Genomic DNA, 14,325 nt, shown 5'->3' on the forward strand with positions numbered 1-14,325 from the left:
GACATCGGTGCGCCAGACCATATTCTAGCGATGCTTATCCGATGAGCATGCTCGGATAAGCAGCACATTGGCTGAAGAAGCCTCGGGCAACAGCGCCCCGCGAGACCCCCGCCCCACCGGCGGGCGTGGTTTCGTGGGGTTTTTTGCGTTTGGTCGATGGATCGACGGCATCAGGGAGTTGAGATGGGCGCGCCTCTTCGCATCGGCATTCTCTATTCCACCACCGGCGCCTATGGCGCCTTCGGGCGCGAATGCCGCGACGGCGCGGAACTGGCCGCCGAGCGTCTGGTCGGCGAGGGCGTGCCGGTGGAACTCGTCGTCGCCGACCCGCAGGGCGAGGCGAGCCGCTATGTCACGCTGGCCCGCCAGCTGCTGCGCGAGAAGGGCTGCCGCCACATCATCGGCACCGCGCTCTCCGCCGCGCGCAAGGACGTGGCGCCGCTGGTCGAGAAGCATGACGCGCTGCTGTGGTACATCTGCCCCTATGAGGGGTTCGAGGCCAACGAGAACATCATCTATACCGGCGCCTGCCCGAACCAGCACCTCCTGCCGCTGTTCGACCATCTCATCCCGCGCCATGGCGGGCGGGTGTTCCTGCTGGGGGCGAACTATGTGTGGGGCTGGGAGATGAACCGCCTCGCCCGCGAACTCCTGCTCGCCAGCGGCGGCGAGGTGGCCGGCGAGCGCTTCCTCCCCATCGAGGAGACCGAGATCGGCCGGCTGATCGCCGAGATCCGGGCGCAACGGCCTTCCTTCATCCTGAACAACCTCATCGGCCCGTCCAGCTATGCCTTCCTCGCCGCCATGAGCGAACTGGCGCGCCAGGACCCCGCCTTCCGCCCCGAGGCCTGCCCGGTGGTGAGCTGCGACCTCACCGAATGCGAGCTGGGCGAGATCGCGCCCGGCGTGGCGGTGGGCCAGCTCGCGGCCGCCTGCTATTTTGACAGCCTCGACACACCGGAAAACCGCGCCTTCAAGGCGATCGCCGCAGCGCGCTTCGGCGCGGGCCGGCGCTTCTCCTCCTTCTTCTCCGGCGCCTATGCGGCGGTGCGCCTCTGCGCCGAAGCCATCCGTGCCGCCGGTACGGACGAGCCGGCCGAGGTGCGCCGCGCGGTCTGCGGCAAGGTGCACCCAACCGTGCAGGGCCCCATCCGGATCGATCCGCGCACCAATCACGCCGCCCTGCCCTTCCATCTCGGGCGCATCAATGGCGCGGGCGGTTTCGACGTGATCGCCTCGCGCCCGCCGATCGCCGCCGATCCCTATCTCACAGGAGCGCGCGCCAGCCGCGCCCCGCATCTGAGGGTGGTGTCATGAGAACGCCGAACCTGGTCGGCCGCCGCGCCCTCGTCCTCCACCGTCCTGACGAGGCCATCGCCCGGCTCGAGCGCCAGCTGCGGCTGATCGGCCTCGAGGTCGAGCAGCGCTGGACGCCGATGCGCCCCGGCGAGGCGCCCGATATCGTGCTGGTCGATGCCGACCAAGGCTGGAACGGCCTGCTGGCCTGGGAGCCCGGCGCGGCGGCGACCCCGGTCATCGCGCTGCTCGGCTCGGAGGCCCCCGGCCGCATCGCCTGGGCGATCGACCAGGGCGCGGGCGCCATCATCGCCAAGCCGGTGGCGGCCGCGGCGGTCTATCCGGCCCTCGTGCTGGCACTGCACGCCTTCGAGCAGCGGGTGGTCGCGCAGCAGAAGATCGCGGCGCTGGGCGAGCGGCTGCGGCTGCGGGCGATCGTCGCCCGGGCGGTGGAAGCGATCGCGCTGGCGCAGCAGGGCGGCGAGGACGCCGCCTATCGGCAATTGCGCGATTTCGCCATGCGCCGGCGCCTGACGCTGGAACAGGCCGCGGCGGCGATCCTGGCCCGCCAGCACATCCTGCCGGAGGTCGGCTGATGTCGGCGGGCTCCCTCCTGCGCGCCCTGGTGCGGCGGCCGGTGCTGGCGCTGGCACTGGCGATCATCGCCGGCGTGTTCGCCTGCGCCCTGCTCGCCCCGCTGCTGGCGCCCTATGCGCCGGACGACCAGATCTTCGACGGCCTGTCGCTGGATGGCGCGCCACTGCCCCCCTCGGCGCAATTCCTGCTCGGCACCGACACGCTCGGCCGCGACCTGCTCTCGCGGCTCATCTATGGCGCGCGCACCTCGCTGCTGATCGGGCTGGTCGCCAATGGCACCGCGGTCATGATCGGCCTCGCGGTCGGCGTGATCGCCGGCTATTTCTCGGGCCTGCTCGGCGGGGTGCTGATGCGCTTCACCGACCTGATGACGGCGTTTCCCGCCCTCTTGCTGGCCATCGTGCTGGCGGCGCTGCTCAAACCCAGCCTGTGGATCGTCGCCATGGTCATCGCCATGGTCAACTGGGTGCAGGTGGCGCGCATCGGCTATACCGAGACGCGTTCGCTCAGTGAGCGCGACTTCATCCTCGCCGAGCGGGCCATGGGGGCGGGCAACCTGCGCATCCTCGCGCGGCACATCCTGCCCCATCTCGTGCCCACCGCCATCGTCTGGGGCACGCTCGGCATCGCCACCACCGTGCTGCTGGAGGCGACGCTGTCCTTCCTCGGCATCGGCGTGCAGCCGCCGCAGCCCTCCTGGGGCAATATCGTGTTCGAGAGCCAGAGCTATTTCCAGTCGGCGCCCTGGCTGGTGTTCTTCCCCGGCCTCGCCATCCTCGCCACCGCGCTGTCGTTCAATCTGATCGGCGACGCGCTGCGCGACCTGATCGACCCGACCCAGCGCGGGAGAGATTGATGGCGCTGCTGCTCGCCCGCCGGCTCCTGCAGGCGGCGCTCATCCTGCTCGGCGTCGCCGCCATCACCTTCGTGCTGCTCTACGCGCTGCCGGCCGATCCCGCCGTGCTGCTCGCCGGCCGCAATGCGACGCCGCAGACCGTGGCCAATATCCGCCACCAGCTCGGCCTCGACCTGCCGCTGCCGGTGCAGTTCTGGAACTATATCGTTCATCTCCTGCAGGGCGATCTCGGCCGCTCGTTCAACCAGAAGACGGCGGTGGCCCCGCTCATCCTCGCCCGGCTGCCGGCCACGCTGACGCTCATGGCCGCCGGCATCGCCATTGAGGTGATGATCGGCCTGACGCTGGGCGTGATCGCCGCCGTGCGGCGCGACGGCGCGATCGACCGGCTGGTGATGACGCTGTCCTTCGTCGGCGTCTCCACCCCGCAATTCCTCGTCGCGCTGCTGCTGCTCTACGTCTTCGCGGCGACGCTCGGCTGGTTTCCCATGTCCGGCTACGGCACGCCCGCCCATCTCGTGCTGCCGGCCGTGACGCTCGGCATTCTCGGGGCCGGCTGGTATGCGCGCATCGTGCGCTCGGCGATGATCGACGTGCTGGGGCAGGATTATGTGCGCACCGCCCATGCCAAGGGCGTGCCGGCGGCGCGCGTGGTGCTGCGCCACGCCCTGCCCAATGCGCTGCTGCCGGTGATCGCCATGATCGGCATCGATATCGGCCAGTTCATGAGCGGCGCGGTGGTGGTGGAGGCGGTCTTCGGCTGGCCCGGCATCGGCCAGCTCGCCTGGCAGGCGATCCAGCAGGTCGACATCCCCATCATCATGGGCGTCACCCTGGTCTCCGCGCTCGCCATCGTGCTCGGCAACCTCCTCGCCGATCTCATCGCCCCCTTCATCGACCCGCGTATCCGCGCGGGCTGAGGCACTGCCCAAAAATGCGTTCAACCAACCAGAGAGGGTTCCACGCCATGCTGAAGACCTTGCTGCGATCGACGGCGCTCGCCGCCGCCATCGCCTTCGCGCCGGCCGCCGCGCTGACGCTGGCCGCCACCGCGCCCGCCATGGCGCAGGCGCAGGGCGGCGACATCGTCGTCACCTACAAGGACGACATCGCCACGCTCGATCCCGCCATCGGCTATGACTGGCAGAACTGGTCGATCATCAAGAGCCTGTTCTCGCGGCTGATGGACTACACGCCCGGCACGCCGGACCTCGTGCCCTCGCTCGCGGAGAGCTTCACCGTCTCGCCGGACGGGCTGACCTACACGTTCAAGCTGCGCAAGGGCGTCAAGTTCTCCAATGGCCGCGAGGTCGTGCCGGCGGATGTGAAATACTCCATCGAGCGCGCGGTCGATCCCAAGACGCAGGGCCCCGGCGCCGGCTTCTTCGGCGCCATTGCCGGCTTCGATGATTTTTCCGCCGGCAAGGCGACCGGCCTTTCCGGCATCGAGACGCCGGATACTGAGACGGTGGTGTTCAAGCTCTCGCGGCCGGACGCGACCTTCCTGCACGTGCTCGCCATCAACTTCGCCTCCGTGGTGCCGAAGGAGGCCGTCGAGGCCGCGGCCGGCGATTTCGGCAAGAAGCCGGTGGGCTCGGGCACCTTCGTGCTGAAGGACTGGGTAATCGGCCAGAAGCTGGTCTTCGCGCGCAACCCGGACTATTTCGTCAAGGGCGTGCCGCATATCGACAGCTTCACCATCGAGATCGGCCAGGAGCCGCTGGTGGCGCTGCTGCGCCTGCAGAAGGGCGAGGTCGACATCGCCGGCGACGGCATCCCGCCGGCCAAGTTCCTCGAAATCTCCAAGTCGCCCGACGCCAAGGACCTGATCGTCGACGGCCAGCAGTTGCACACCGGCTATGTCACGCTGAACACCAAGATCAAGCCGTTCGACAATGTGAAGGTGCGCCAGGCGCTGAACATGGCGATCAACAAGGATCGCCTCGTGCGCATCGTCAACGGGCGCGCCACCCCGGCCAACCAGCCGCTGCCCCCGGCCATGCCGGGCTATGACACGGCCTATAAGGGCTATGCCTACGACGTCGCCAAGGCCAAGGCGCTGCTGAAGGAGGCCGGCTATGCCGACGGCTTCTCCACCGTGCTCTACTCCACCAATACCGACCCGCAGCCGCGCATCGCGCAGGCGATCCAGCAGGATCTCGCGGCCGTCGGCGTGAAGGCGGAAATCAAGGCGCTGGCGCAGTCCAACGTCATCGCCGCCGGCGGCACCGAAGGCGAGGCGCCGATGATCTGGTCGGGCGGCATGGCCTGGATCGCGGACTTCCCGGATCCGTCCAATTTCTACGGCCCGATCCTGGGCTGCGCCGGCGCGGTGCAGGGCGGCTGGAACTGGTCCTGGTACTGCAACGAGGACCTGCAGAAGCGCGCCGTGGCGGCCGATTCCATGTCCGATCCGGCGAAGTCCGCCGAGCGCATCGAGGCCTGGAAGAAGGTCTTCGTCGACGTGATGGCGGACGCGCCGTGGATTCCGGTGTTCAACGAGCGCCGCGTGGTGGCGAAGTCGAAGCGGATGGGCGGCGAGCCGAACATCTATGTCGATCCGACCCGCGTCATCAATTACGACGCGATCTTCGTGAAGAACTGAGGCCGGACAGCCCCCTCTCCCCATAGGCGAGTGGGGGCTGACCTTGCCTCGGACCTTCCGGTGACCAAGCAGAAGCGAGAACGACGATGTGCGTGGCCTGCAACCACACGATCCACCGCGCCAGCCATCATTTCGGCTGGAACCGCGACTTCGCGCCGGTGCTGACCGCGCGTCCCGGCGAGACGATCCATTTCGAGTGCACCGATTCCTCCGCAGGCCAGCTGGGCGAAGGCTCCACGGTGGAGAGCGTGCGCAATCTCGACTTCAGCCGGATCAACCCGGTGACGGGACCGGTCTTCATCGAGGGCGCCGAGCCGGGCGACGCGGTGAAGGTGACGATCCGCAAGTTCGTCCCCTCCGGCATCGGCTGGACGGCGAACATTCCCGGCTTCGGCCTGCTGGCCGACCAGTTCCCCGAGCCCGCCATTCATGTCTGGAAGTATGACGCGAGCGCGCTGACCCCGGCTCTGTACGGCCCCGGCGGGCGGGTGCCGCTCAAGCCCTTCGCCGGCACGATCGGCCTCGCTCCCGCCGAGCCGGGCCTGCATTCCATCGTGCCGCCGCGCCGGGTCGGCGGCAATCTCGACATCCGCGACATCAGCGAGGGCGTGACGCTCTATCTTCCCGTGGAGGTGCCCGGGGCGCTGTTCTCCATCGGCGACACCCATGCCGCGCAGGGTGACGGCGAAGTCTGCGGCACGGCCATCGAGAGCCGCATGAATGTCGAGGCGACGCTCGAACTGGTGAAGGACGCCCGGCTCGCCTCCCCCCGCTTCACCACGCCCGGCCCAGTCACGCGCCATCTCGACGCGGCCGGCTACGAGGTGACGACCGGCATCGGTCCCGACCTGATGACCGGCGCGCGCGAGGCCTTGCAGCGGATGGTCGACCTGCTCGCCGCCGAGCACGGGCTGAACCCGGTGGATGCCTACATGCTCTGCTCGGTCTGCGGCGACCTGCGCATCAGCGAGATCGTCGACATGCCGAACTGGGTCGTCTCCTTCTATTTCCCGCGGATCGTGTTTTCGTGACAGCGCCGGTCCTGTCGGTCGAAGGCCTCAGCGTCGACGCCCGCACCCCGCAAGGGGCGCGCCGGGTGCTGCATGAGGTGAGCTTCACGCTCGATGCCGGCGAGACGCTGTGTCTGGCCGGCGAGAGCGGCTCGGGCAAGTCGGTCACCTCGCTGGCCATCATGCGGCTGCTCGCCAAAAGCTCGCTGCGGGTGGCGGCGGGGGCCATAAAGCTCGGCGGGCAGGACCTCCTCGCCCTGCCCGAGCGCGCCATGCGGCGCCTGCGCGGCGGCGATGTCGCCATGATCTTTCAGGAGCCGATGACCTCGCTCAACCCGGTGATGAGCATCGGCGCGCAGCTCACCGAGGCGATCCGCATCCATCAGGGCGCGGAGGACGCGCCGGCCCGCGCCCGCGACATGCTGGACGCGGTGCGCATCACCGATCCCGCCCGCCGGCTGGCGCAGTTTCCCCACGAACTGTCCGGTGGCATGCGCCAGCGCGTGATGATCGCCATGGCGCTGTCCTGCCGGCCCAAGGTGCTGATCGCCGACGAGCCGACCACCGCGCTCGATGTCACGGTGCAGGCGCAGATCCTCACCCTGATGCGCGAGCTGAAGGGCGAATTCGGCACCTCCATCCTGCTCATCACCCATGACATGGGCGTGGTGGCGGAGATGGCCGACCGCGTCGCCATCCTGCAGGGTGGGCGCATCATCGAGCAGGCCGGCGTGGTGCCACTCTTCGCCGCGCCGCGCGAGGACTACACCCGTGCCCTGCTCGCCGCCGTGCCGCGGCTCGGGGCCCGCGCCGGCGAGGACGGCCCGCCGCGCGTAACCATGATTTCCCCGCCGCCCCCGCAGCCGGGCGAGAGCCCGGTGCTGTTCGTGCGCGACCTCTCGGTGACCTATCGCGCGCGCGGCGGCTGGTTCGGCGGGGGCAGCGTGCTCAAGGCCGTGGACAACGTGTCGTTCGAGCTCAGGCGCGGGCGCACGCTGGGGCTGGTCGGCGAGAGCGGCTCGGGCAAGTCGACCACCGGCAAGGCGGTGCTAGGGCTCATTCCCTTCGCCGGCGAGGTGGCAATAGACGGCGTGCCGATCGCCGGCCTGTCGACGCGCGAGATGCGGCCGGTGCGCCGCAAGGCGCAGATGATCTTCCAGGACCCTTACGCCTCGCTCGACCCGCGCATGTCGGTGGCTGCCGCCATCGCCGAGCCGCTCGCCATCCATGGCATCGGCACGGCAGCCGAGCGTCGCGAGCTGGCGGCCGAGCTGCTGCGCCGGGTCGGCCTCTCGCCGGACCATGCCAGCCGCTACCCGCACGAATTCTCCGGCGGCCAGCGCCAGCGCATCTGCATCGCCCGCGCGCTGGCGCTGGAGCCCAGGCTCATCGTGGCGGATGAAAGCGTGGCCGCGCTCGATGTCTCGGTGCGCGCCCGCGTGCTCGACCTGATGCTGGAATTGCAGGAGACGATGGGCCTCGCCTATCTCTTCATCTCGCACGACATGGCGGTGATCGAGCGCATGTGCCACGACGTGGCGGTGATGCGCGCCGGGCGCATTGTCGAGGCGGGCAGCCGCCGCGCGGTGTTCGAGGCGCCCACCGATCCCTATACGCGCGAATTGATGGCCGCCGTGCCGGTGCCCGATCCGACCTTCCGACCGGTGGCGGTGCTCACACCGGGTTGAACGGCCGCTCGGGCAGGCCGCTGACGCCGGCATCGACGGCGAAGAGCGAGCCCGACAGCGGGGCCGCATCGAGAAGCGGCGGGGCAAGATCCAGCCTTGCGCTGGTGACGAACAGCGTCGCCAGCCCCTCCCCGCCAAAGGCCACGCTCGTGATGCGCGGCGCCGGCAGCGGCACCACCTGCAATCGCTCGCCCTCGGGCGAGAAGCGCGTGACGCGCCAGCCATCCCAGTGCGCCAGCCACACGCCGCCCTGCGCATCGACGGTCAGCCCATCCGGATAGCCCTCGTCCACCGCCATGGCGGCGAACTCGCGGCGATGGGTCAGCACCGGCGCGTCGGGGGCGACGTCATAGGCCAGAACCCGCCGGCCGACGCTGTCGCTCAGGTACAGCGTGCGCCCGTCCGGGGAGAAGGCGGGGCCGTTGACCACCGTGAACCCGGCCTCCGCCAGCACCGGCGCGGAACCCGGCGTCCAGCACCAGAGCACGCCGCGCGGTTCCTGCTCGGCGAGATCGCTGGTGCCGATCCACAGCCGGCCGGCGCGGTCGACCTTGGCGTCGTTATAGCCGATGGCGCTGCGCCCCGCCTCGGGATGGCAGAGCGCCAGGAGCGTGTCGTTCGCCCAGTGATAGAGCGACAGCCCATCCAGCGCGGAAAGGATGAGGCACCCCGGCGCCGGGCCAGCCACGATGGCGCCCAGCGGCGTCGGGCGATCGACCTCCCGCGTCGTGACATGGCCATCCGCCGCCATCCGGTGCAGGCGGGCGCCGGCGAGGTCCAGCCAGTACAGGCAGCCGTCCAGCGGATGCCAGAGCGGGGCCTCGCCGAGCGTGTCCGAGGTCTGCGCCACAATCGCGATGGCGGGGCGCCAGTCCGGGGCAGCGGTGGACGGGTTCATGTCGGCGTCCCCCTCACGCCGCGGCGGGCGAGCGGAACAGGGTGCGGCCCTGCACGGTGATCTCCACCTCCACCCGATAGGTCTCCAGCGCGGCGGGGTTGATCTCGATGCCGAGGCCGGGTGCGTCGGGTGCGGCGATCTCGCCATTGGCATCGCGCTGGATGTGGTTGGCGGTCAGCTCCACCGCCAGCGGCTGCAACGACACCGGATATTCGCAGATCGTCGCATCCGCCACGCCGGCAAAGGGCTGCAGCGACGCGCTCAGCGCCAGGTTGGAGGTGAAGGTGTGGTTGACATAGGTCACGCCCTTGCCCACCGCGTGATCGGCCACGCGCTTGGCTGGCCCGATGCCGCCGATGCGCCCGCAATCGATCTGCACGAAGCCGATATTGCCGTAATCAATGAGGTTGCGCGCCATGTGGAAATTATGCGCGCCCTCGCCGCCCGCCATCTTCACGCTCGTGCGCGCGGCAAGGGTGGCATATTCGCCATAGGCGCTGGCGGCGAAGGGCTCCTCCAGCCAGGTGGCGCGCGCCGCCTCCAGCGCCGGCAGCCGCCGCGCCGCCCGCTCCACGTCCTCGCCGAAGATCTGGCCGACATCCACCAGCAGGATGCCGTCCGGCCCCAGCCCCTCGCGGGCCGCCGCGAAATGGTCGGCATCGATCTCCAGCGCGCCACGGCCGACCGGGCCCCAGCCGAATTTCACCGCGCGGAAACCATCCGCCCGGGCGCTGCGGCCGCGCTCCAGCGTCTCCTGCGGACTGTCGCCGAACAATTGCGAGGCATAGGGGGTCTTGGCGTGGGAGCGGCCATAGCCGAGCAGCTTCCAGACGGGCTCGCCGCGCGCCTTGCCCAGCAGGTCCCACAGCGCCATCTCGATGCCCGACCAGGTATGGGGCGCCTGCAGCAGGTCCATGCTGTCATATTCCACCTGCGCGGCGATGCGGGCGATGTCGGCGGGCGATTCCAGCCGCTGGCCGAGCACGGCGTTCTGCACGGGCTGGCAGGCGCCGTGCGACATCGGGCAGACGAAGGCGGCGATGGAGGGCAGCGGCGCCGCCTCGCACTCGCCCCAGCCGATGAAGCCGCCGGCCGTCACGCGCACGACCAGCGCATCCTGGCTGCCATCGGCGGCGGTCGTGATCTCGGGCATGGCCAGATAGAAGAAGTCGACGGTTTCGATTTTCATGGGAAGGCTTCTTCTCCCGGAGAGATGGGTACTTGGGGACCGGCGCCTCGCAGGCGTCGGGCCGCCGTTGTTCAGCTCGGTGTTCAGGACGCATGCCCCGCCGGACTGCGCTGCAGCAGCCCGATGGCGACGGTGATGACGGCGGTGAAAACGAGGATAAGGGTCGCCAGCGCGTTGATTTCCGGCACGAAGCCCACCCGCATCATCGCCCACAGGCGGATCGGCAGCGTCGTCTCCGATCCCGCGACGAAGAGGGTGATCAGCGTCTCGTCGAAGGAGATGGCGAAGGCCAGCAACACGCCCGAAATGAGGGCGGGACGCATCTGCGGCAGGATGACGTGAATGAGCGTCTGCGCCTGCGAGGCACCCAGATCCAGCGAGGCCTCGGTCAGGCTGCCTCCGAGCAGTTGCAGGCGCACCAGCACGGTGCGGTAGACCACCGGCACGATGAACACGATATGGCCGACAATGATGGTGGCGAGCCCGCGCGAAAATTCGATCTCGCGAAAGGCGATCAGCAGCGACAGGCCGGTGATGATGGGCGGCAGCAGGAAAGGCAGGAACACCATCACCTGCATCATGAGACCGAAGCCGCGCCGCGCGGAGACGAAGTAGAAGGCGAACATCAGCGCCAGCACCAGCGAGGCGAGGCTCGCCACCACGGCCACGATCAGCGAGGTGGCGAGCGCCGCGAGGATCTCGCCATTGGCGATGAGAGCGACATAGGGCTCCAGCGAGAACGGCGCGAAGCCCATCACCCCACGCACCCGCAGGATCTGGAAGAAGGACAGCGCCGCCACCGCGACCAGCGGGGCATAGAGCGCGATGAGGCCGGCCATGGCAATGAGGCCGAGCAGGGCGTCGATGAGCGGCGCCTTCTGTTTCATCGCACATGCTCCCGGCGGAGCGTCAGGCCGGCGAGCGCCACCGCCAGCAGCGTGGTGGCGAGCAGGATCACCGCCAGCGCCGACCCAAGCGGCCAGTTGAGCGCCAGCCCGAACTGGCTGAACACGATGCGCCCGAAGGTGAAGCCCTGCGTGCCGCCGACCATCTGCGGCGTGACGAAATCACCGAAGGTGAGGATGAAGGTGAACACCGCGCCCGCCGCGATGCCCGGGCGGCCGAGCGGCAGCACGATGTCGCGCAGTGCCTGGAGCGGCGTGGCGCCGAGATCGGCGGAGGCCGCGAGATAGTTGGCCGGGATGCGGTCCAGCGCCAGATAGATCGGCAGGATGGCATAGGGCAGGTACAGCACCGCCAGCGCAATGAAGATGGCGGTGCGCGAGAACAGCAGCGCCTCGATCGGCTGGTCGATCAGCCCCAGCGCCAGCAGCCCCTCGTTCAGCAGGCCGCGCTGGCCCAGAATGCTGCGGATCGAATAGATCTTGATGATGTAGCTCATGAAGAGCGGCAGCATGAAGCTCATCAGGATGAGAAAGCGCGTCCGCGGCGTGCGCCGGAAGATGAAGACGGCGATCGCCGTGGCCAGCACGACGTTGATCAGCGTCACCTGCGCCGACAGCGCAAGGGTGCTCAAATACACCTGGAGGTAGCTGCCCTCGGTGAAGAAGGCGCGGTAGTTGGCGAGGGTGAGCACATGGACGATCTGCCCATCCTTGAGGGTCCAGAAGCTCACCAGCACGAAGGACAGGATCGGCAGCACCACGAAGAGCAGCGGCAGGCCGAGATTAAGCCCGTGCCACAGCAGGTCGCGGGCGATGCCGCGCCGGCGGGGCGGCCCCGATCGCGCGGATGACGGCATGGGGTTCATCGCGCTCGCCCTCCTCAGCTCGCCGCCAGCAGCGCGGCATCGGCGGCTGCCCAGCCGATCGCGAGGCTCTGGCCGATGCGCAAGCCGGTGGTGCCGCCGTCGGCGAGCCGCCGCACCTTGAGGAGGGTGTCGGGCAGCGCGGGGTGCCGCAGCTCGATCAGGATGTTGGCGCCGAGGAACCGGATCTCCGCCACCTCGGCGAGGAGCGCGCCGGGCGCCGGATTCGCGGTGAGCGTGATATGCTCGGGCCGTACCGCCAGCAGCACCGGGCTGCCGGGCGATGGGACCGGGCCATCCACCGTGGCCTGAAGGCGGCCGGCGGCGGTTTCCACTTGGCACACGGCGCCCTCAGCGCTCGTCAGCGTGCCGGGAATGAGGTTGTTCTCGCCGAGAAAAGCAGCGGTGAAGGGCGTGCGCGGCCGCCTGTAGAGCTGTTCGGGCGCGCCTTCCTGCTCAATGCGACCGCGATGGACCACGATGATACGGTCGGACAGCGCGATCGCTTCTTCCTGGTCATGGGTGATGAACACGAAGGCGATGCCGAGGCGGCGCTGCAGCGACTTGAGGAAGCGCTGCATCTGCGCGCGCAGCTCCACGTCGAGGGCGGAAAGCGGCTCGTCGAGCAGGATGAGGCGCGGCTCGCAGATGATGGCGCGGGCCAGCGCCACGCGCTGGCGCTGGCCGCCCGAGAGCTGGGCGGGATAGCGGGCGCCCAAGGCGCCGAGGCCGACGGTCTCCAGCACGTCCGCCACCTTCGCCGCGATCTCCGCCTTCGGCCGGCCGCGTACCTTGAGCCCGTAGCCGACATTCTCCGCCACGTTCATGTGGTGGAACAGCGCGTAGTCCTGGAACACGGTGTTGAACGGGCGCCGGTTGATCGGCACGCTCGCGAGGTCGCGTCCCTCGAACATCAGCCGGCCGCCATCGATGCCCTCGAAGCCGCCGATGATGCGCAGGATCGTCGTCTTGCCCGAGCCCGAGGGTCCGAGAATGGTGAGGAACTCATTGTCCGCGACGGTGATGTCGATGCCGTCGAGCACGCGCACGCTGCCATAGCGCTTGGAAATATTTTCCAGATGGAGAAGGGGCTGCACGCGCATCGTCCCGCACATCGATGGGAAAGAAGCGGCGGCGATGGAAGCGCCGCCGCAGTTTGGCAGGTCCGCCGGTCACGACGACCCCACGGGAATGCAAGAGGTGCCGGCGGCGCTCAGTTCGCCGCCTTGACCTCGTTCCAGATAGCCTGGCGGCGCGTGTAATCTTCCGGATTCTGCGCCCAGATCAGCCGGCTGGCATAGTCCATGCCCTGCGGCGCGTCGGTGGTGGCGCCATAGCCGTATTTCTTCGCCATGTCGGCGCCGATCTTCTTCTGCAGCGCGAAGTTCATCCAGGCATAGGCGGCATCGGTATTGTCGGTGCCTGCGCTCACGGTCAGATTGTCGAGCCAGCCGACCGCGCCCTCCTTCGGGATGACATAGCCGACATCGAAACCCTTCTTCTGCAGGTTGATCGCCGCGAGTTCGCCCATGGAGAACATGAGCACCACGTCATTCTCGCTCCAGATGGTGGTGCCCTCGTCGAAGCCGGCGAAATAGGTGAGCAGGTTCTTCTTGAGCGCGATCAGCTTGTCCTTCACCTGCGCCAGCTGCGCGTCGGTAAGGTTGAACGGATCCTTGATGCCGAGCGCGATGGCGCCGAAATTGATGTCGTTATTGGCATCATCCAGCGAGATGACCTTGCCCTTGAACCTCGGGTCCCACAGCACTTCCCAGCTGTCGGGCGCGGTGGGAAAGGTCTTCTTGTCATAGACCATGCCGAGCGAACCCCAGGCCCACGGCACGCCATAGGTGGCGCCGCCGAAGGTGGCGTTGCTCATCGGCTGGAAGTCCGGCAGCAGGTTCTTGGCGCTGGTCAGCTTTTCCTTGTCGATGGGCGCGATCAGCTTCTGGTCGGCAAAGGCCTTGAGGCTGGCGGTATCGACGGTGACGACGTCGTAATCCTTGCCGTTCGAGGCCTTCATCTTGGCGATCTGCTCGTCGACGCCGCCGACATAGGTCACCTTCACGGTGATGCCGGTTTCTTTCTCGAATTCCTCGACCCAGGCCGGGTCGGCATAGCCCTCATAGGCGAGTAGACGCACCTCGCCCTTCGGGCCGGCAAACGCCGCGGCCGAGGCGAGGAGAGTGAGCGCGGTAAGCGATGCGGCGACTGCCTTCGACGTCCAATTCATCCTGCGTTCTCCGTCTGGAACCGGCGCTTGCCGTTGTGTTCTTGGTCCAAAGAAAAATCATATTTTATTTTTTACGTCAATCGGCACCTCCACTATTTACCTGCGCGCCAGCCCGGCCTTATCGGCGGCGGCGCTGGCTTTCGACGCGCCCTGCAGCACGACCAGTGATTGACCATCTTAAATAT

At 68.4% G+C, this 14,325-nt stretch carries 13 protein-coding genes; 7 read left to right on the top strand and 6 right to left on the bottom strand.

What is annotated here, in order from left to right; all coding sequences use genetic code 11:
- Positions 1 to 183 precede the first annotated feature (183 nt).
- From FHS55_RS15635 to FHS55_RS15665, 7 genes are all read left to right on the top strand, one after another.
- The gene (locus FHS55_RS15635) at positions 184 to 1,317 is read left to right on the top strand and encodes a transporter substrate-binding domain-containing protein (RefSeq protein ID WP_183190715.1); all 1,134 of its coding nucleotides are present in this window, start codon (positions 184 to 186) and stop codon (positions 1,315 to 1,317) included.
- A complete protein-coding gene (locus tag FHS55_RS15640) occupies positions 1,314 to 1,892 on the top strand; it encodes an ANTAR domain-containing response regulator (protein WP_183190716.1) in 579 nt (192 codons plus the stop codon). The genes FHS55_RS15635 and FHS55_RS15640 overlap by 4 nt, the downstream gene beginning before the upstream one ends.
- The gene (locus FHS55_RS15645; RefSeq protein ID WP_183190717.1) at positions 1,892 to 2,749 is read left to right on the top strand and encodes an ABC transporter permease; all 858 of its coding nucleotides are present in this window, start codon (positions 1,892 to 1,894) and stop codon (positions 2,747 to 2,749) included. The genes FHS55_RS15640 and FHS55_RS15645 overlap by 1 nt, the downstream gene beginning before the upstream one ends.
- The gene (locus tag FHS55_RS15650) at positions 2,749 to 3,669 is read left to right on the top strand and encodes an ABC transporter permease (RefSeq protein ID WP_183190718.1); all 921 of its coding nucleotides are present in this window, start codon (positions 2,749 to 2,751) and stop codon (positions 3,667 to 3,669) included. Before FHS55_RS15645 ends, FHS55_RS15650 begins: the two co-directional genes overlap by 1 nt.
- Positions 3,670 to 3,716: 47 nt before the next feature.
- Complete coding sequence (locus FHS55_RS15655) at positions 3,717 to 5,354, top strand: ABC transporter substrate-binding protein (RefSeq protein WP_183190719.1); 1,638 nt, start codon at positions 3,717 to 3,719, stop codon at positions 5,352 to 5,354.
- 86 nt (positions 5,355 to 5,440) lie between these two features.
- Complete coding sequence (locus FHS55_RS15660) at positions 5,441 to 6,385, top strand: acetamidase/formamidase family protein (RefSeq protein ID WP_183190720.1); 945 nt, start codon at positions 5,441 to 5,443, stop codon at positions 6,383 to 6,385.
- A complete protein-coding gene (locus tag FHS55_RS15665) occupies positions 6,382 to 8,052 on the top strand; it encodes a dipeptide ABC transporter ATP-binding protein (RefSeq protein ID WP_183190721.1) in 1,671 nt (556 codons plus the stop codon). The genes FHS55_RS15660 and FHS55_RS15665 overlap by 4 nt, the downstream gene beginning before the upstream one ends.
- Here FHS55_RS15665 and FHS55_RS15670 read toward each other — a convergent pair.
- From FHS55_RS15670 to FHS55_RS15695, 6 genes are all read right to left on the bottom strand, one after another.
- Complete coding sequence (locus FHS55_RS15670) at positions 8,039 to 8,950, bottom strand: SMP-30/gluconolactonase/LRE family protein (RefSeq protein ID WP_183190722.1); 912 nt, start codon at positions 8,948 to 8,950, stop codon at positions 8,039 to 8,041. The genes FHS55_RS15665 and FHS55_RS15670 overlap by 14 nt on opposite strands.
- A 13-nt stretch (positions 8,951 to 8,963) precedes the next feature.
- Positions 8,964 to 10,139, bottom strand: coding sequence for a mandelate racemase/muconate lactonizing enzyme family protein (locus tag FHS55_RS15675; protein WP_183190723.1), 1,176 nt, complete (start codon positions 10,137 to 10,139; stop codon positions 8,964 to 8,966).
- A gap of 83 nt (positions 10,140 to 10,222) precedes the next feature.
- Positions 10,223 to 11,026 carry an ABC transporter permease gene (locus FHS55_RS15680; RefSeq protein ID WP_183190724.1) on the bottom strand — a complete coding sequence of 268 codons (804 nt, stop codon included), beginning with the start codon at positions 11,024 to 11,026 and terminating at the stop codon, positions 10,223 to 10,225.
- The gene (locus FHS55_RS15685) at positions 11,023 to 11,910 is read right to left on the bottom strand and encodes an ABC transporter permease (RefSeq protein ID WP_246340194.1); all 888 of its coding nucleotides are present in this window, start codon (positions 11,908 to 11,910) and stop codon (positions 11,023 to 11,025) included. The genes FHS55_RS15680 and FHS55_RS15685 overlap by 4 nt, the downstream gene beginning before the upstream one ends.
- Before the next feature lie 14 nt (positions 11,911 to 11,924).
- Entirely contained in the window at positions 11,925 to 13,004 is a 1,080-nt protein-coding gene (locus FHS55_RS15690) for an ATP-binding cassette domain-containing protein (protein WP_183190725.1), read from the bottom strand.
- 116 nt (positions 13,005 to 13,120) lie between these two features.
- On the bottom strand, positions 13,121 to 14,140 hold the full coding sequence (locus FHS55_RS15695; protein ID WP_183190726.1) for an ABC transporter substrate-binding protein: 1,020 nt from the start codon (positions 14,138 to 14,140) through the stop codon (positions 13,121 to 13,123).
- Between the last annotated feature and the right edge of the window lie 185 nt (positions 14,141 to 14,325).

It is taken from the genome of Ancylobacter tetraedralis (assembly GCF_014195655.1).
Lineage (GTDB): Bacteria > Pseudomonadota > Alphaproteobacteria > Rhizobiales > Xanthobacteraceae > Ancylobacter > Ancylobacter tetraedralis.

What these genes read in the sequence shown, in the direction of transcription:
- FHS55_RS15635 (WP_183190715.1), top strand. Translation starts at nt 184, where the DNA reads ATGGGCGCGCCTCTTCGCATCGGCATTCTCTATTCCACCACCGGCGCC.
- FHS55_RS15640 (WP_183190716.1), top strand. Translation starts at nt 1,314, where the DNA reads ATGAGAACGCCGAACCTGGTCGGCCGCCGCGCCCTCGTCCTCCACCGT.
- FHS55_RS15645 (WP_183190717.1), top strand. Translation starts at nt 1,892, where the DNA reads ATGTCGGCGGGCTCCCTCCTGCGCGCCCTGGTGCGGCGGCCGGTGCTG.
- FHS55_RS15650 (WP_183190718.1), top strand. Translation starts at nt 2,749, where the DNA reads ATGGCGCTGCTGCTCGCCCGCCGGCTCCTGCAGGCGGCGCTCATCCTG.
- FHS55_RS15655 (WP_183190719.1), top strand. Translation starts at nt 3,717, where the DNA reads ATGCTGAAGACCTTGCTGCGATCGACGGCGCTCGCCGCCGCCATCGCC.
- FHS55_RS15660 (WP_183190720.1), top strand. Translation starts at nt 5,441, where the DNA reads ATGTGCGTGGCCTGCAACCACACGATCCACCGCGCCAGCCATCATTTC.
- FHS55_RS15670 (WP_183190722.1), bottom strand. Translation starts at nt 8,950, where the DNA reads ATGAACCCGTCCACCGCTGCCCCGGACTGGCGCCCCGCCATCGCGATT.
- FHS55_RS15675 (WP_183190723.1), bottom strand. Translation starts at nt 10,139, where the DNA reads ATGAAAATCGAAACCGTCGACTTCTTCTATCTGGCCATGCCCGAGATC.
- FHS55_RS15680 (WP_183190724.1), bottom strand. Translation starts at nt 11,026, where the DNA reads ATGAAACAGAAGGCGCCGCTCATCGACGCCCTGCTCGGCCTCATTGCC.
- FHS55_RS15685 (WP_246340194.1), bottom strand. Translation starts at nt 11,910, where the DNA reads ATGAACCCCATGCCGTCATCCGCGCGATCGGGGCCGCCCCGCCGGCGC.
- FHS55_RS15695 (WP_183190726.1), bottom strand. Translation starts at nt 14,140, where the DNA reads ATGAATTGGACGTCGAAGGCAGTCGCCGCATCGCTTACCGCGCTCACT.